The 15,597-nt window shown below is 68.9% G+C and carries 14 protein-coding genes and 5 pseudogenes; 5 read left to right on the forward strand and 14 right to left on the reverse strand.

The window, feature by feature from the left end:
- Positions 1 to 299 precede the first annotated feature (299 nt).
- The 6 genes and pseudogenes from ACIRC0_RS25105 to ACIRC0_RS25130 all read right to left on the reverse strand — a co-directional run.
- Positions 300 to 938, reverse strand: a pseudogene (locus ACIRC0_RS25105) (DEAD/DEAH box helicase); the annotation flags it as partial.
- A gap of 192 nt (positions 939 to 1,130) precedes the next feature.
- The gene (locus ACIRC0_RS25110) at positions 1,131 to 1,334 is read right to left on the reverse strand and encodes a cold-shock protein (protein ID WP_007383480.1); all 204 of its coding nucleotides are present in this window, start codon (positions 1,332 to 1,334) and stop codon (positions 1,131 to 1,133) included.
- A 287-nt stretch (positions 1,335 to 1,621) separates the two neighbouring features.
- A pseudogene (locus tag ACIRC0_RS25115) lies at positions 1,622 to 1,906 on the reverse strand (MerR family transcriptional regulator).
- 230 nt (positions 1,907 to 2,136) lie between these two features.
- A complete protein-coding gene (locus tag ACIRC0_RS25120; RefSeq protein WP_403619512.1) occupies positions 2,137 to 3,840 on the reverse strand; it encodes a serine/threonine-protein kinase in 1,704 nt (567 codons plus the stop codon).
- 191 nt (positions 3,841 to 4,031) lie between these two features.
- On the reverse strand, positions 4,032 to 4,844 hold the full coding sequence (locus ACIRC0_RS25125) for an amidohydrolase family protein (RefSeq protein ID WP_403619515.1): 813 nt from the start codon (positions 4,842 to 4,844) through the stop codon (positions 4,032 to 4,034).
- A gap of 406 nt (positions 4,845 to 5,250) precedes the next feature.
- Positions 5,251 to 5,562 carry a hypothetical protein gene (locus tag ACIRC0_RS25130; protein WP_403619518.1) on the reverse strand — a complete coding sequence of 104 codons (312 nt, stop codon included), beginning with the start codon at positions 5,560 to 5,562 and terminating at the stop codon, positions 5,251 to 5,253.
- 280 nt (positions 5,563 to 5,842) lie between these two features.
- Here ACIRC0_RS25130 and ACIRC0_RS25135 point away from each other — a divergent pair, with 280 nt between their 5' ends.
- Positions 5,843 to 6,232: a VOC family protein gene (locus tag ACIRC0_RS25135; protein ID WP_403619521.1), complete on the forward strand. Its 390-nt coding sequence runs from the start codon at positions 5,843 to 5,845 to the stop codon at positions 6,230 to 6,232.
- A 334-nt stretch (positions 6,233 to 6,566) separates the two neighbouring features.
- On the opposite strand, the gene ACIRC0_RS25140 is transcribed toward ACIRC0_RS25135, so the two are convergent.
- The 5 genes from ACIRC0_RS25140 to ACIRC0_RS25160 all read right to left on the reverse strand — a co-directional run bounded on the left by ACIRC0_RS25140 (position 6,567) and on the right by ACIRC0_RS25160 (position 9,964).
- On the reverse strand, positions 6,567 to 7,082 hold the full coding sequence (locus ACIRC0_RS25140) for a hypothetical protein (RefSeq protein WP_403619524.1): 516 nt from the start codon (positions 7,080 to 7,082) through the stop codon (positions 6,567 to 6,569).
- A gap of 58 nt (positions 7,083 to 7,140) precedes the next feature.
- Positions 7,141 to 7,929: an ArsR/SmtB family transcription factor gene (locus ACIRC0_RS25145; RefSeq protein WP_403620310.1), complete on the reverse strand. Its 789-nt coding sequence runs from the start codon at positions 7,927 to 7,929 to the stop codon at positions 7,141 to 7,143.
- 323 nt (positions 7,930 to 8,252) lie between these two features.
- Positions 8,253 to 8,726, reverse strand: coding sequence for a hypothetical protein (locus ACIRC0_RS25150; RefSeq protein ID WP_403619527.1), 474 nt, complete (start codon positions 8,724 to 8,726; stop codon positions 8,253 to 8,255).
- Between the two features lie 268 nt (positions 8,727 to 8,994).
- Complete coding sequence (locus ACIRC0_RS25155; RefSeq protein WP_403619530.1) at positions 8,995 to 9,348, reverse strand: peptidase inhibitor family I36 protein; 354 nt, start codon at positions 9,346 to 9,348, stop codon at positions 8,995 to 8,997.
- 82 nt (positions 9,349 to 9,430) lie between these two features.
- Positions 9,431 to 9,964, reverse strand: a complete 534-nt coding sequence (locus ACIRC0_RS25160) for a DinB family protein (protein ID WP_403619533.1) — start codon at positions 9,962 to 9,964, stop codon at positions 9,431 to 9,433.
- Positions 9,965 to 10,104: 140 nt separating this feature from the next.
- Here ACIRC0_RS25160 and ACIRC0_RS25165 point away from each other — a divergent pair.
- From ACIRC0_RS25165 to ACIRC0_RS25180, 4 genes and pseudogenes are all read left to right on the forward strand, one after another.
- Positions 10,105 to 10,250: pseudogene (locus ACIRC0_RS25165) on the forward strand (IS5/IS1182 family transposase); the annotation flags it as partial.
- A gap of 117 nt (positions 10,251 to 10,367) precedes the next feature.
- Positions 10,368 to 10,658 (forward strand): annotated as a pseudogene (locus ACIRC0_RS25170) (transposase); the annotation flags it as partial.
- Between the two features lie 145 nt (positions 10,659 to 10,803).
- Positions 10,804 to 11,430, forward strand: a complete 627-nt coding sequence (locus ACIRC0_RS25175; protein WP_403619536.1) for a GyrI-like domain-containing protein — start codon at positions 10,804 to 10,806, stop codon at positions 11,428 to 11,430.
- Between the two features lie 492 nt (positions 11,431 to 11,922).
- The gene (locus tag ACIRC0_RS25180; RefSeq protein WP_263227985.1) at positions 11,923 to 12,126 is read left to right on the forward strand and encodes a cold-shock protein; all 204 of its coding nucleotides are present in this window, start codon (positions 11,923 to 11,925) and stop codon (positions 12,124 to 12,126) included.
- A 490-nt stretch (positions 12,127 to 12,616) separates the two neighbouring features.
- Here ACIRC0_RS25180 and ACIRC0_RS25185 read toward each other — a convergent pair whose 3' ends face one another.
- From ACIRC0_RS25185 to ACIRC0_RS25195, 3 genes and pseudogenes are all read right to left on the reverse strand, one after another.
- A complete protein-coding gene (locus ACIRC0_RS25185; protein WP_403619539.1) occupies positions 12,617 to 13,555 on the reverse strand; it encodes a Gfo/Idh/MocA family protein in 939 nt (312 codons plus the stop codon).
- Between the two features lie 278 nt (positions 13,556 to 13,833).
- The gene (locus ACIRC0_RS25190) at positions 13,834 to 14,685 is read right to left on the reverse strand and encodes a putative RNA methyltransferase (RefSeq protein WP_403619542.1); all 852 of its coding nucleotides are present in this window, start codon (positions 14,683 to 14,685) and stop codon (positions 13,834 to 13,836) included.
- A gap of 359 nt (positions 14,686 to 15,044) precedes the next feature.
- Positions 15,045 to 15,545, reverse strand: a pseudogene (locus ACIRC0_RS25195) (glycosyltransferase); the annotation flags it as partial.
- Positions 15,546 to 15,597: the final 52 nt, after the last annotated feature.

Here is a 15,597-nt window from a genome sequence, read left to right on the forward strand (position 1 = left end):
TGTGAGGCCTGTGCCGTCGGCTGCACGGGGCGAAGGGCTGTGCGGGGCATGGAGCAAGAGTTTCTCCTCTTGGGGTTCAAGAGCTTGCCTTCTTCGGCGGGGCGGGCTTCCGGTGCCGGCCGAAGGTGCGTGCCCTTATCGGTTCCTGCCGGGCGCGGGACGCCGAGGCCGCCTCGCCCGCCCGCCTCGGCCGCGCCCGGCGGATCCGGGGCGCTGGGATGGTTCGGCGGCCGGTGCGGCGAAGGTGACGGGCACTCCGGAGGGCGTCCGGGCGCTGGTGATACGGCTCAGCTCGGGCTCGCGGTCACCTGCGGCAGAAAGCCCATGTCGGTCATCTGGTCGGCCTCGTCCAGGACGGTGACGGCCACGTGGTCCAACTGGCAGCCGTCGCGATCGATGAGGTCCTTCAGCCGGCCGGGGGTCGCGACGACGACTTCGGTACCGGTGCGCAGTGCGGCCGTCTGACGAGCGATGGACATGCCGCCGACCGCGGTGGTCAGCCGCAGGCGCAGCGCCCGCGCGTAGGGGCTGGGCGCTTCGGTGACCTGCTGGGCCACTTCCCGGGTGGGTACGGGCACGAGGGCGAGAGGCTGCCGGGGTTCGGCCCGCTTCCCTTGCAAGCGGGTCAGCAGGGGCAGGCGGAAAGTGAGCGTCTTACACGAACCCGTACGTCCGCGGCCCAGGACGTCCCGGCCTGCCAACGAGTTCGGCAGGGTCGCCGCCTGGATCGGGAACGGCACGGTCACGCCTGCGGCGCGCAGCGCGGTGCGCGCCGGCCCGGGCCGATCCAGATCGGCGAGCGCCCCCGCTGCGGGCAGTGCCTCGGTGAGCATGACGGGAAGGGCGAACTCACTGCAAGGTGCCCCCCTCCCTTGCGGGCTCGTCCTCCGCGTACGGAAACCAGCAGAATTGTTACCGGTACGACCGGTGCGGTTCAATGGGGGAACCTTCCTCGATGCGCGCGGCACGTATCGAGGAATTCCATTCGGCGGCGAGGAACCGCGGCAGAATTCGCAAGAATGAGCCGAAGGGAAATCTGGAAAGGCGGCGAGGTGAAAAAGTGTGGGGGTAAACGGGCTGGGGCCCGCGCCCCAAGAGCGCGGGCCCCAGCCACGTCATACGCGTCAGCGTCAGGCGGGAACGATGTTCTCCGCCTGCGGGCCCTTCTGGCCCTGAGTCACGTCGAAGGTCACCTTCTGGCCCTCCTGAAGCTCGCGGAAGCCGGAGGTGGCGATGTTCGAGTAGTGCGCGAACACGTCGGCGCCGCCGCCGTCCTGCTCGATGAAGCCGAAGCCCTTTTCCGCGTTGAACCACTTCACGGTGCCAGATGCCATATTCAATCTCCCTACGGGCATGCCGGGGTCCGCACTGCGCAGACCCGAGTTGCCGCAATGATCACCCATCCGGGAGACCGGAAAGCTGGAGGGATTTCGTATGAAAAATCTCCGGCAACCAAAGCCGCAACTGTTTCACGGTAACACAGGCGCACGCGGAACGCCCGCGCCTTCCTCCATCCTGATTCGGCCGGGACAGTATTCTGGCCCCGCGGAGATGCAGAAGCTTTCGGGAATCTGTGTGTAAATCTGCAACGGCGGTGACAGATATTCAGCCAGGCGGACGTTCAGCTCACGGTGTCACCCATGCCGGAGCCGCCCAGCCTGCGGCGCATCTCCTCGTTCAGGCGCCGGGCCTCTTCCAGCTGGTCCTCGAGGACGATGATGCGTCACGCGGCCTCGAGGGCAGTTCCCTGGTCGACGAGCTCGCGGGCGCGGGCGGCGAGACGCAGCTGGTAGCGGGAGTAACGGCGGTGGCCGCCCTCCGAGCGCCGAGGAGTGATCAGCTTGGCCTCACCGATGGCCCTGAGACCCGTCCCCCGTGGTGCCCCGGTAGTAAACCCTGGCGCCACGAGCCCACATACCTGATCCCGCCCCAGCAGATTTCCCGGCCTGCTGCGCAGCGACCGCCCGGCAGGAATGCCCGACCAAGGTCAGCAGGCACCATCACGGGGCGAGGCGTGACGGGGTGACGGCGGTTCAGGCAGGTTGTTCACTGGCGGCGCCCGCCGGCCGGCCGGTGTGAGACGTCAGGCCCGCCGGCCTGGGTCACACATCCGTCTCATCGTCACCGATCTCATCGTCACCGAGTAGTCGAGCCCCGGCGCAGTTGCGAGGGGGCACCAGCCGACTGAGCGCCTTCCTCCCCGAGGGTGATGGTGTTGGCGTCCGTCAGCTCCACCACGTAGATGCGGTCCTTCTCGCAGGTCAGGGTGGAGGACGAGCGGTCGGTGGGGTGGCTGGTGACCGCCTCGAAGGTGGCCGTGGATCCGTGTACCCCGCGCAGTTCCAGGGCTTCGGTACAGCCCACCTCCCGCCCGGTGCCGACCTCGGTGATGTTGCTGACCTGCTTGCCGGCGACCTCCCCTAGGTCTGCGGTGTGCAGGGTCAGGGTGACCTCGAAGGAGTTCGTGCGCGGCTGGAGCAGCCCGTCGGCATCCGGGTTGCCCGGGCCCTTGCCGGTCCAGAGGCCCGCCCATTTCCTGGACAGAGCGGGGGCCGCCACGGAGGCGGAGGCAGAGGGTGTCGCGCTGCCGCTCCCGGCTCCTTTTCCTCTGGTGTCGTCGCCTCCGCCGCGGGGCCACAGCAGCACCGCGGCGGCCAGCGCGGCAGCGGCGCCCACCGCGGTGGCGGCGACGAGCCAGGCGGACCGTGCCGGGCGGGCGGCGGTCGGTTGCACGGCGGAACCGGTGGATCTGTGAGCGGCGGAACCGCCTATCGAGGCGGCGAGCGGTGGGGGCCCGAACGACTCCGGAACGCCGGCGCCCATACCGGGTCGCGAGGGCGGAGCACACGACGGCGACGGGTCGGCGGCGGGCGAAGATGCCGACGCCGTCGCGACAGGGGCCGCCATGGCAGGCGTCGTCGCCTCCGGAGCCGTCGCGAGCAGGCGCGTGACTTCCGCCTGGCGCGTTGCGAGCACGGCAGCGAGGCCGGGCAGCAGCGACGGCCCCCAGCGGGGCTCACCGCGCCGGGCCAGCAGGTGCACCACATCGCTGCTGCCGGGGCGCTGTTCGGGGTGTTTGGCCAGGCAGCGCGCAAGAACACCCACCAGTTCCTCAGGCACGCCGTCGAGGCTGGGCTCCTCGTGCACGATCCGGTACAGCAGCATCGCCGCGGAGACGTCCTCGCCCGGACGCTCGAACGGGCTGTGACCGGTGGCCGCGAACACCAGGACGGAAGCGAGTGAGAACACATCGCCGGGCTCGGTGGCGGCGCCGTGGGATGCCTGCTCGGGGGCGAGGTAGCCGGGGGAGCCGATGACACCGCCTGTACGGGTGTGCCGTGTGTCGTCCGCGGCGCGGGCGATGCCGAAGTCGATGAGCATCGGACGCTCGCCCGACAGGAGGATGTTGGACGGTTTCACGTCCCGGTGCGCCAGACCGCAGGCGTGCACAGCGGAGAGGGCGGCGGCGAGTTCACCGCCCAGCGCACGGACGGCGCCTGGAGGCAGGGGGCCGTGCGCGGCGACCCAGTCGGTCAGTGACGGCGCGGCCACGTACTCGGTCGCCAGCCACTGCGGGTGCCGCCCGGGCGGGCTGAAGTCGACGACCGACACGGTGTACGGGGAGCGGACACGGTCGCTGTTGCGGATCTCCCGGGCGAACCGGAGCTCGAAGTCCGGCGCTGCCGCAAGATCAGCGCGAACCGTCTTCAACGCCAGCGGCCGGCCCGACGGGGTGCATGAGAGATACACCTGGCCCATGCCGCCCGCACCGAGCCGGGCCAACAGCGGATATCCACCGACCGTGGCCGGATCCGTGAGCTCCAGCGGTTGCACGTTCACCCTCCCCCTTCACCTCGCTCCTAGGATCGCACCCGACGACGGCACGACGTCCACCACTCCGACTTCCGCTGCGACTACGCCGGAAAGTTCGCCAGCACCTATAACGGCTTCGCTCAGGGAGCCACGAAATGACGACCCAGGGGCCGTGGTTCAGGCCACCGACTGCTGGGGCCAACTGCGCGAGCCGGTGCTCAGAGGCTGAAGACCCGTCGGGCGTTGCCGGACAGGAACAGCTCGGTTGCCTCCTCGTCCAGGCCCAGTTCGCCGAGGTGTTCCAGTGCCTGGCCAGGGGTGATCATGGGGTAGTTGCTGCCGAACAGCACCTTCCGGCGGCCTCGGCCGCGCAGGTAGTCGACCAGCTCGCGGGGGTAGCGGCGGGAGGTGTAGGCGCTGGTGTCGATGTAGACGTTGGCATGCTTGTCCGCCACTGCAATCATCTCGGTGGTCCAGGGGTAGCCGATGTGTCCGCACACGATGGTCAACTCGGGGAAGTCGAGCGCGATCTGGTCGATGTAGGGGATGGGACGGCCGGTCTCGGACGGGCGCAGCGGGCCGGTGTGACCGACTTGGGTGCAGAAGGGGATGCCCAGGTCGACGCAGGCGGCGTACAGCGGGTAGTACAGCCGGTCGGTGGGCGGGAGCTGCCACAGCCAGGGCACGATCCGCAGGGCCACGAAGCCGAGTTCCCGCACCGCGCGGCGCAGTTCACGCACGGCCTGGACCGGCCGGGCGAGATGCGCGCCAGCCACCCCTCGCAGCCGCCCGTCGGACTGGGCGACGAACTCGGCCAACTCGTCGTTGCTGATGAGCGGCCCTTGGGGCCCGTACCAGGCCGCCGACAGTCCGATCTCGACATCGGCCGCGGCCATCGCGGCCACGGTGGCCTTCACCGGCAACGGCTCCTCCAGCAGCGCCCGCCCCGTCCACCTGCGCAACGACTCGAACATCTCGTGGTTGGAGTGACGGAGTGTGGGGTGCTGCATCCAGGCATCGATGACTGGCATGACGTTCCCGGCCTCTCTGCTGGCGCTCGGCCGTCCTGCGTCGAGACGGCTAAGCGATCGCTTACCGCAACCTTAACCGTACGTGTCGTCCGCAGCCACCGTCCGACGGCGCCGTCGCAGCCGCCGGAGAGACAGCCCCTTCCCAAGCGCCGGTACCGCCCGTTCCCGAGGGACCTCAACTGTGCGTGAGGTTCTTTACCGGGGCGGACTTCGAGGCGGGGTCCCGTCGGAGAGCTTTCTCCCCGGGAGGAGGAAGGCGAGCACCAGGCCCAGCGCGAACATGAGCACCAGGTAACGGAAGACCGGCGTCAGCGCGTCTGATGGGCGAGGATCACCGCGTCCTGGATCTTCCCCGGCAGGGAGCGGACGAGTGCCGGGGCGAGGGAGTCGGTGTCGCCGACGGCTTTCATGGCGGAGGCGGGGACGCGGTCGGCGCGTTGGTCCGCCAGGCCGATGCGAGAAGAGCGCGCCCACGGCCGCGGTGCCCAGCGTGGCGTCGATCTCGCGGAAGAAGGTGTTGGCGGACGTGGCGGTGCCCACGTCGCTCGCCGGGAAGGCGTTCTGCACCGCCAGGACGGGGACTGCTCGGCCGCTTCCATTGCCTGGTAGGCGGCTGGCAGAAACGCCTCGCCGGGCTGATCCGATCGAACAGCCGGGCGCCCAGTTCCTTCTCCAGCCGGTCCACTTGGCCGCTGAGCGCGAACTGGACGTGTGGCACTGTTCGGGCGGCGCGGGTGGAGCAGGCGGTCTCCGTTTCTCCGTTACCGCGAGCACGTACGCATCTGCTGAAGATCCGTCGATCAATCGATCAATCGTGAAATGCGATGGATCAGATGACAAGCATGCGTTGGACCAATGGATGCCCGCTTGGCGATGCTTAGATCAGGGGCAGGCGACGGCAGCCGGGCGACCAGCCACTGCCGACGGCTCAGATCCGGAGCCGCCGGCCCCGTCGTACCGCCATCGGCGCCCCGGCGCCCCGACCCTGTGGAGACACCATGCGCGTAATCGGCTTCGACCACCTCGTCCTGAACGTCGCCGACATCGAGCGCTCGCTCGCCTTCTACACCGGTCCTATGGGCCTGCAGCCGGTGCGGGTGGAGGAGTGGCGGGCCGGCAAGGTCTCCTTCCCGTCGGTGCGGGTGAGCCCCACCACCATCATCGACCTAGTCAAGGCGCCCGCCGAGCGGCCAGAGGGGTCCAACGTCGACCACATCTGCTTGGTGGTCGAGCCGCTCGACTGGCAACAGGTCATCGATTCCGGCGTCTTCACGGTGCTGGACGGTCCCGGTGAGCGCTTCGGGGCCCAGGGCACCGCGATCTCCCTCTACGTGCAGGACCCGGACGGCAACACTGTGGAACTGCGCTGGTATCCGCAGGACGCCTGAGGATTCGCACGGCGACCCGTCGGACAGCTCTGGGGTCTGCCGGACAAAAGATCATCAGGTGAGTCCACGCAGCCAGAGGATCACGGATGCCAGAAGGGGTCCGGCGCGGTAACGGGCGGCGATGGCAGGTCCCGCCATGGTGCCCCGGCTCCCAGGCCTTAGCAGGCAGGTCCACAAGCCTTCCCGATCCGCGGACCGGCGTAAGGGTCCGTGATGAGCGCGCCGAGGCAGCTCCAGCCCGAAAGCCGCTACGCCGACCTCGCGTTGTTCGGCATCGGCAGCAGTTCCACGAACATCTCCTTGACGAGCTGAAGTCGGTATCGCTGTGACGCGGTCACCGAGTGGCCTCGGCTACGGACCGGTCGGGGAGGAGGGCGAGGAGTTGTTTCGCGTGGCCGGGCAGTTCTGCCTCCGCCAGCCCAGTGACGATGTCGCGCAGCGATATGGGCTGATCGACCAGGAGGGTGTCGTTGGACAGGAGCCGGGCGGGTGCAAGGGTACTGAGCTCGGCGTCGCTGAGCGCCGCACCTCCGGCGAGTGCGCACAGAGCGGCTGCCTGGCCGCTGATGCGGTCCCGGAGCCCGGCGTTGCCGCCAGCGTGCGCGATGGACTGCTCGATAGTCCAGGCGTCGAGGGCGATCCGGTTGTCGTACGTCGTGATGGCCCCAGCTGCGATACCTGCGACGGCGGCGATGGTGGCAGCACTGACGAGAGAGACGTGCGCGAGGATCTGGTCGGCGTTCCACTCGCCGTCCGGTGGGGCAGGGCTGGGGTCGTCGGCGCTGGCCACGGTGGCGGCGGCGTCGAGCAGTGCTCGGTAGGCGCCCTGGAGGGGGCCGGTGTCCAGCATGGGTTGCACCTCTCTCTACAGGCGTATGCGGAATGAACCAGGGGCGGAGAGGCACGGCTCAGGTGTGGGCGCGCGACATCTCCCAGGGCGCCTGCGGCAGGACCTCGCCGGTCTCCAGCATCGACTTGAGGTTTGCCAACACGGCCGGCCAGCCGGCCGAGATGCCGCGCAGCATCTCCTGGTTGGGGAGGTTCTCGTGGGTCACGGTGAGGCGAACGATGTCCTGATGCGGTTCGACGAGGAAGGTGACGACCGACGGCTCTCTCGGCGATTCGGCTTGGGGGGCGTCGTCAAAGGTGATGACCAGCCGGGTCGGGGGCTCGGCCTTCAAGACGCGGCCCACCACGTCGATCTTGCCTGAGCCGTCGGCTCGCCGGTGCTCCCAGGCAGAGCCCGGCTGCCAGTCGGAGACGTTGGCGTGTCCCCAGTAACGCGCCGTCAGGTCGGCGTCGGTCAGGGCTTGCCACACCTGCTCCGCACTGGCGCGGATGTAGGTGACGTATACGTAGTCCGGCACCGGTGTGGGTGCGTTGGTCATGGCGTACTCCTCTGCCTGGTGCTTGATGGCGCTGATCGCTTGCAGGCGGGGCTTGTCGAAGCCGGAGATCCAGCGCTCCTCGATCTCATGGATCGGGGCCGGGTTGAGGTAGTGCAGCCGCTCCCGGCCGCGCCGTACGACGGTGACGAGATTGGCTCGCACGAGGATGTCCAGGTGCTGCGTCGCAGACTGGCGCGCCATGTCAAGGCGTTGGCACAGTTCGCGCAGCGTCTGCCCGTTGTGCTCGCGTAGCCGGTCGAGCAGGAGCCGCCGGGTGGGATCGGCCAGCGCCTTGAACACCGAGTCGATCGCTGTTGCTTCGAGGCTCACACTCGACATTATGCAGGTATTCACCTGCATATCGTCAAGGGCGATGGTCGGCCGTGCGAGCCGGGCGCAGCGACGTGCGCCGACGTCTGGGGCGGAAGTCTTGCCACCCTTCCACGCCTGCCCTGCTCGACGTCCCTACGTCACCCTGACAAGCCGAAGTCAGTAACGGCTGGATCCGCTCCCACTGCGTGCCAGGCAACGGCACACCCAGACCAGCGATCCGATGATCTGAACGAAACTGCCTAGCCCCGCTCGGTCGTCTTGACCGTGCGGACTGCCTGACGGGGCGAGCACACCTGAAGTCAGTGGGTCTGGCGGATCGAGGCGCCGACGAGGACGCCATCGGCCACGGTGTAGTCGCCGGCATACGTCTTCAGCGTGCCGTCGGTCTGGGTGGCATACAGGACGGCGTGGACGCGGGAGTCTCCGAATCCGCTGATGGTGCCCAGGGTGATGCTTTGGGTGGTGCCGAATCCGGCCACCCACCGGTCATAGGTCGTCCCGGCGATGTTCGAGCCGCCGAGCGCCCATGCGGCTGCATAGTCGTGATCGGTTATGTCCTGGTAATATTGCGAGACCACCGCGGAGGCGTTCGTCAGATGTGGCCGATGAGCCGTCGGGGGCGCCGTCTTGGGTACGACGGCCGTCGTAGCCGGCGCGGGAGACGGCGGCGTGGGACAGCGGTTGGGGTCGTCGAGGTGGGCGAGACCGAGGCCGGCACGGTGCGTGTCACGGTAACGGCTGGAGATGCCCCGGAAGCCGTTCTTGCGGAGCAAGCGGCGAGAGGCAGGACAGCAAGCAGAACGACAGCCGAGACGATACGGCGCACGGGCCCCCCTTGGCAGTGCGGCAGTTGCAACATGGCAACCGGGTACGGAGTGCGGTCTGATGCTGCCGGACCGTGACTGCGGGATACAACGACTCGCCGGTCACACGGTCCGCATGCCATCCGCGACGTGCACCGTACGGACCTTCGGCTCCCAGACCGCCTTCTCCAGCGACCCGTCAGCCCGGTCGTGGTACGTCTCCTGGCCTGGGTGGGGATCAGCGGGTGCAGACGTAGCGTTCGCCTGTGAATGAAGTCGCGTTGGAGCTGCTGCCGCCGGGGCGGATGCTCCATACGAGTTCGTCCTGGCTCACGTCGAAGAAGTCGACGTAGACGGACAGGTTGTTCCAGTAGGACCCCACGTTGGAGATCCCGTAGCTGAGGAGGTCCCAGCAGACGCCGTGCCTTTGGGTGGTGAAGGCCATGTTGTTGAAGCCGGTGTCCTTGTACAGGCACAGCCATCCGGCGCGGCACGACTCTGCGGCCGATGCCGGCGCTGGGGAGAGGACGAGGCCGCCTGCCGTGGTGGCCAGCAGTGTGAGCAGGAGGGCTCGGAGCCGCAGTCTTCGCATGGGTGTCTCCCTTTGATGGCCTGGCCTTGGTTCTGCCTGAAGGTTGTCCCGTAATGGGACTGGTGATGCCCTGGTCGAGGTACTACTCGCCTTTCTTCCCGTCGATCAGTTCTCGGGCGACATCGAGGTGGCCGACGTGGCGGGCGTACTCCTGCAGCAGGTGAAAGAGAATCCGTCCGAGAGAGGGAGCCTGGTCGGGAGTCTGGAAGCGGCCGCCAAGGCGGGCCGTGTCCGCCAGGCCGGCAGCCGCGACCAGGGAGGTCGTCGCGGTCACCTCGTCACGGTAGGCGGCCAGAACCTCTGCGGTCGGCCTGTCGGCAGGGATGCTCCACTCGGCTTCGTCTCCGCCGGGTGGGTAAGCGAGGACGTCTTCGGCAGCGAAGCCCCAGCGCATCCAACGACGTTCGACCCAGCCGAGGTGTTGGACCAGTCCGAGGGGCGACCAGCCCAGCGGCTCGACGGGCGTGCGAAGCCGGCCGTCGGACAGATCGGAGATCTTCCGCAGCAGTGCCTCGCGGTACCACTCCAGGTAGCCGAGGAGGAGCTCTCGTGGGTCCGAGACGTCGACGCCTGGTCCGTCGAGGAGCGCGGGGACCTGCCCGGGAAACTGCTGCATACCCCGAACGTAGCGCGGCACGCTGTACCCGTGCGGGACGTTGTCCGAACGAATCAGGTACCACGAACCTGCCATGATCTCGGTGTGGCAGCAGTGAGCAGCGCGTCTGAGCGTCTGAGCCGTCCTGGACAGCCCCGTTCATCGGGCTGAGCCCCCGCTGCTTCCGCAAGCTGATCACCATGCTGCGCCGGGAGGGCGCGGACGAGTCGCGGCGGGGCCGTCCGTGGTCGCGCCGCTTGAGGACCGGGTGTTCCTGGTCCCCGCCTACTGGCGCACCGACGGGACTTGTGGATCGGCCTCGGATGGGATGCCCCGTGTGACACGGAGGGCGTACCTTCCCGAGAGGTCGACTCAAGGTCGTCGAGCAGGCCCGCGTTGCGCCGCGGGTCGGGAAGGCCCGCCCGTGCTGAGCGTAGGCAACGAGGACAGTGCCACCGAGACTGGCTCCTTGGTGGAGGACATCGCTCGCGAGGGTGCCCGGCGGATGCTCGCCGCGGCCTTGGATGCCGAGGTCAGCCAGTACATGGCCGAGTTGGCAGGCCGGCGTGACGGGGCCGGCCGCCGCCTGGTCGTCCGTAACGGGCACCACCAGGAGCGGACCGTGGCTACGGCCGCCGGGCCGGTCGCGGTGAAGTTGCCGCACGTGAACGACAGGCGCGTGGACGAGGCGACGGGTGAGCGCAAGCGGCTCTCGTAGAAGTTCCTCGCGCCGTGGTGCCGGAAGTCTCCGAAGATCAAAGAGGTCCTACCGCTTCACGCACCGAGATCACCGCAGCCTGAACAACCCCGCTGATCGGTAAGTCTTGACGTTTTACTCACCTCCAGGAAGGCACCTCGGCGTGACCACCAAGTACGACGTCAAACGCGAGCTCAAGACGTGCTACTCGCCCAAGAACACTGACTGGGAGCTCGTCGACGTCCCCGAGCTTCATTTCCTCGCCATCGACGGGCACGGCGACCCGAACACCAGCGCCGCGTACCGCCGCGCGGTCGAGGCGCTCTACGCGGTCGCCTACACCGTCAAGTTCGCGAGCAAAGGCGACCTTGGCAAGGACTTCGTCGTGGGCCCACTTGAGGGACTGTGGTGGGCGGACGACATGGACGACTTCCTGGCCAGGCTCAAGGACAACTGGCGATGGAGACTGCTCATCAATGTCCCCGACTGGATCACTGGCGGCATGATCGAAGACGCCAAGCACACCGCCCTGACCAAGAAGAATCTTCCGGCCATTCCGGACGTCCGGTCAGAGACGCTGCACGAGGGCACCAGCGCCCAGGTCCTCCACATCGGCTCGTACGACGACGAGACACCGATCCTGACCAGGCTGCACCACGAGTACCTCCCGGCCAACAACCTTCGGGAGGCGGGGCTGCACCACGAGATCTACCTCAGCGACCCACGCAGAACTGCTCCCGACAAGCTCAGGACGATTCTGCGGCAACCCGTAGAAGCGCAATCCGGTTGAATCGGGTTGCGTGATGTCGGCGTGTCAGCAGATGCCGATGCCCGCAAGCGAGGTCGGAAAAAAAAGCACTCGTCGAACGACCAGAAGAAATAAGAAGATAATCAGCAAGCCTGACGACACGACGATCTGCACGTCTGACTGCTCCTCAGCGTGCCCCCATCCAGCGGCTGCTGTGCACTCACGGGCCAGGGCATCGCCCCCGCAGCCCTCCACCGGTCCGCCCCAGGCAGCGTGGCTGTGGGCGATTCAAGGCCGGACAGACGCAGGGCGAGGAGGGGGACATCGCCGTGTCGTTCGGGTGGACGACGGCATGCGCGTCGAGTCGGCCCCCGCGATGACGGCAAAACCCTCTGGTGTGGGCGCCCGGTACCAGCGACGCAGGGTGGCTCCTGGGCGTTTCTCCTTTCCAGCGCCCGGGTGGTCCGCGATGATCCAACCTACGGCCGCGTGGCACGGTGCTGCGCCGCCCGATGATTGATGAGGGAGACCGACATGGCCACCGGCACGGTGAAGTGGTTCAACGCGGAAAAGGGCTTCGGCTTCATCGAGCAGGACGGCGGGGGCCCGGACGTGTTCGTCCACTACTCGGCCATCACCGGTGGCGGCTACCGGGAACTGCAGGAGGGCCAGAAAGTCCGCTTCGACGTCACTCAGGGACAGAAGGGGCCGCAGGCCGAGAACGTCACGCCGGCCTGAGCGATGACACCGGCTTACGCCAGAGCGTCCCTGAGCTGAACGCACTCCGCGCTGGCGCCGCCGGGGCTGCTGCCGGCGTTCTCGGAGCTTGTCCCAGCAGCGGGCCAGCTCCCCCAGGGGGCGTCGACCTCTTAGAGGACGCTCAGGAGTCGCGGGTCGACGGCGTCCGGGACGGCGTCGATGCCGAAGTTCGTCGGCGACGCGCACCCGGCGCGGGCCTTCCCAGCCCAGTTGGACAGGGCCTTGTTGGACCCAGCCCAGCTGGACCAGGGCCTTGTTGAACCCGGCCCTGCTGATACCGGGCGACGGGACGGCGGGCGTCGCATGCCGGGAAGAGCTCCATCCAGGTGCCGGTCATCAGCGGGCCGCGCCAGTGCAGCAGGAGGTCACCGCCCGCAGCGGGAATGAACGGGCCGACGCGATGGGTGTGTGACGTTCGACGATGGATGGCCATGGTCAGCGACACTTGGCCGCTCGGGTACCCTCCCCATCAGCGCTGCGCCGGCGCCGCACCACGCACGAACCGCTCGTCCCCGGGAGGGTCCCCCGCGGACGGGCGCAGAAGGTGCTCGGCTTCCGCAAGTATCTCGGTCACCCGCAGACCGAACGCGGCATCGCAGGGATGTGGCCGGCCGGAGCGGGCGGCGGCGCACAGGGCGTCCACCGCCCGGCCGAGGACCGGGACCACGCCGCCTGAACTCTTCGGAAGCAACGCCACCCCGGCCTCTCCCCGCAGCTCGACGGCCGCTCCCGCCGCCGCGGGCGGCGCCGTGAGGCTCAGCGTCATGGTGCTGGACGCGCCGCCGACATGGTCGAGGACCACATGGACGGTGTCCGCGGGACCGTGGGCAGCGGCTGCCACCCGCCTTACGTCGCCCAGCACCGGCAGCAGCACGGACAGCGCGTGCGGCCCGACGTCCCACAGGGCGCCCTTCTCCCGCCGCCACGGCGAGGCCGCGAAGGGGTTGTCACCGGTGAAAACCGCGCCCAGCCACTGCGCCTGCGCGGTGAACCAGCCGCCCAGGCCGGCCTGTTCTGCGATCCAGGCCTCCGGCTCGGTCTGGAAGCGGGTCGTGAAGAAGACCACCGAGGCCACGCCCGCCTCCCGCACGGCGTCGACCACTGCCTGTCCCTGCGCCACCGTCGCGGCCAGGGGCTTGTCGAGCAGCAGGTGACACCCCGCCCGCGCGGCTCGCAGTGCCAGCTCGGCCTGCACGTCAGGAGGCAGAGCAACGGCGACGGCGTCCACGTCGGCGAGCAGCGCGTCCACGTCGTCGTAGGCCCGCGTGCCGTGGCGGACGGCCAGCTCCCTGGCCGCGCTCGGCCGGCGCCCCCACACGCCCACGAAGTCCAGTCCGTCATGCCCGCTCAACGCGGGTGCGTGGGCTGCCTGAGCCCAGGGGCCGGTACCGAGCAGCCCGATGCGCATGCCGTCGCCTCTCCACTTTGACCATCAAGGTGACAACCGGCGCCAGGAGCGTCCGGTCATGGCCGAGCGTGCCACACCTACCGGCCACAATGCGCCCTCCCGTGAGGGAGGAGCGACCAGTGGGTGGCAGAATCCAGCATCGGCGGCGCACGGTCGTCGGCGCTGCGACGGCCCGACAACCGGATGCGGCGGTCCGACGGACTGTTGATCAGTAGCGCCAGGCGTGCCCGCCCACTGCTCGTCGGTCAGCGGGCGCATGCGCATGCGCCCGCTCGTGGTCACCGAGGCCGGTAGACGGTGACCAGCACGGAGACCGTGACCTGCTCGGGCAGGAGGGCGTCATCGCTCAGGTCTGCACGGCTCACGTGGCGTGCGCTCGGCGTCATCGCCACCAAGTCCACGGCATCCAGCCCGGCCAGGGTCGCGGAGTACTCCACCTTTTCAGTAACGGCGGCCTCGAAGAAAGGATCCAGCGCCCGGTGCAGGCGCTGTTCCTTGGCCGGGTCGATCGCGACCATCGCAGGCAGTCCGCCGCGCAGCTCGGTCAGGTGCCGTCCGGTGGGACGGACCACGATCAACCGGCCAGTCGGCCGGAGCACGCGGTGGGACTCGGCCGGGTTACGCGGGGCGAACACGTCCAACACGACATCGGCCACCGCGTCGGCCAGCGGGAAGGGACGGAAGACGTCCCAGGCCGCCGCGCCGGCTCGTTCATGGGCACGAGCTGCCGAGCGCAGCGCGCGCACCGACGTGTCCAGACCCAGACCACGGGCGTCGGGCAACTGGTCGAGCACGCCCGCCAGGTAGTAGCCCGTGCCACACCCCACGTCCAGCACCGTGGCCTGCTCAGACACGGCGTCGGCCGCCAGGCGGCCCGTAGCTTCGCGGATGGGCGCGTACGTACCGGTGGACAGGAACCGGTCCCGGGCCTCGGCCATGGCCGCGTCGTCGCCGCTGGTGGCACGTGTGCCCGTCAGCAGGGCGGCGTAGCCGTGGCGGGCGATGTCGAAGGTGTGGCCCGCCGGGCAGCGCAGCGCGCCGCGGTCGGGGTGCAGGCGGCGTGTACGGCACGTCGGGCAGCGCAGCACGTCGAGAGACAGTACGAGGGCAGGGGGAAGCAACACGGGCACGAGACACTCCTGGCAAGCGTGAGGGGAGGAGACCGTGCCTGCATGCGCATCCGGAACGTCACTGCCTCAGGACACGACGGGCAGCACCGGGGAACGTGGTACACGCAGCAGGCACGCCAAGGAGGGCGACGCCGTCCGGCATCGCCCTCAACGCCTTCCGATCACAGGAAGCAGCAGTGCGGGGTGCTCATGAATGCCACGCCGTGAGTCTACGAGCAACGGCGAAGTCCCGCATGCCGCACCGGGCTTGGTGTCGGCGACGAAGTAGGTGAGCTTGCGCATTCATGTCCTTGATGTCGGGTGGGTTGTCTGTGAAGGCCGGCCCTGGAGCACTGACGGGCTCGGCGGTCCGCCCTGGTTCATGCGGAAACCGGCGGCCTTTCCCTACCGACCACGTCGAGCAGCAGCCTGGCGGCCGCCGCCGCCCCGTCGGTGCGGATCGTGCCGGCCACGGCCCTCGCTCGTGCACGCGTTTCGGGGGCCAGGGCCGTCCTGAGCGCCTCTGACAGGGACTCGACGGTGGGAGTCGCGCCGTCGTGTGCCGCGCCGATGCCCAGGTCGGCCACCCGGCCGGCCCAGTACGGCTGGTCCGCTGCCTGGGGTACCACCACCTGAGGAGCGCCGGCCCTGGCAGCCGCCGTCGTTGTGCCCGCGCCGCCGTGATGCACGACGGCGGCCACCCGGCGGAACAGGGCTTGGTGGTTGGCCTCGCCGACGGCAAAGCAGTCGTCCTGGTCGTCGACCACGCCCAGGTCGGACCAGCCGCGGGAGACGAGTGCGCGCAGCCCCTGAGCGCGGATCGCCTCGATGGCAGCCCGAGCGACGTCCTGCGAGACGCGGCGGCTGCTGCCCAGGCCCACGTCATCGTGCCCGCGGAGCGGTGACGGCGTTGATCAAGGACCTCACAGACGA

The organism is Streptomyces sp. NPDC093984 (genome assembly GCF_044764595.1).
Classification (GTDB): domain Bacteria; phylum Actinomycetota; class Actinomycetes; order Streptomycetales; family Streptomycetaceae; genus Streptomyces; species Streptomyces cynarae.

Excerpts from the sequence above, each read along its gene's own strand:
- ACIRC0_RS25180 (WP_263227985.1), top strand. The coding sequence starts at position 11,923 with ATGGCCACCGGCACGGTGAAGTGGTTCAACGCGGAAAAGGGCTTCGGC.
- ACIRC0_RS25135 (WP_403619521.1), top strand. The coding sequence starts at position 5,843 with ATGCGCGTAATCGGCTTCGACCACCTCGTCCTGAACGTCGCCGACATC.
- ACIRC0_RS25125 (WP_403619515.1), bottom strand. The coding sequence starts at position 4,844 with ATGCCAGTCATCGATGCCTGGATGCAGCACCCCACACTCCGTCACTCC.
- ACIRC0_RS25185 (WP_403619539.1), bottom strand. The coding sequence starts at position 13,555 with ATGCGCATCGGGCTGCTCGGTACCGGCCCCTGGGCTCAGGCAGCCCAC.
- ACIRC0_RS25160 (WP_403619533.1), bottom strand. The coding sequence starts at position 9,964 with ATGCAGCAGTTTCCCGGGCAGGTCCCCGCGCTCCTCGACGGACCAGGC.
- ACIRC0_RS25110 (WP_007383480.1), bottom strand. The coding sequence starts at position 1,334 with ATGGCATCTGGCACCGTGAAGTGGTTCAACGCGGAAAAGGGCTTCGGC.
- ACIRC0_RS25155 (WP_403619530.1), bottom strand. The coding sequence starts at position 9,348 with ATGCGAAGACTGCGGCTCCGAGCCCTCCTGCTCACACTGCTGGCCACC.
- ACIRC0_RS25140 (WP_403619524.1), bottom strand. The coding sequence starts at position 7,082 with ATGCTGGACACCGGCCCCCTCCAGGGCGCCTACCGAGCACTGCTCGAC.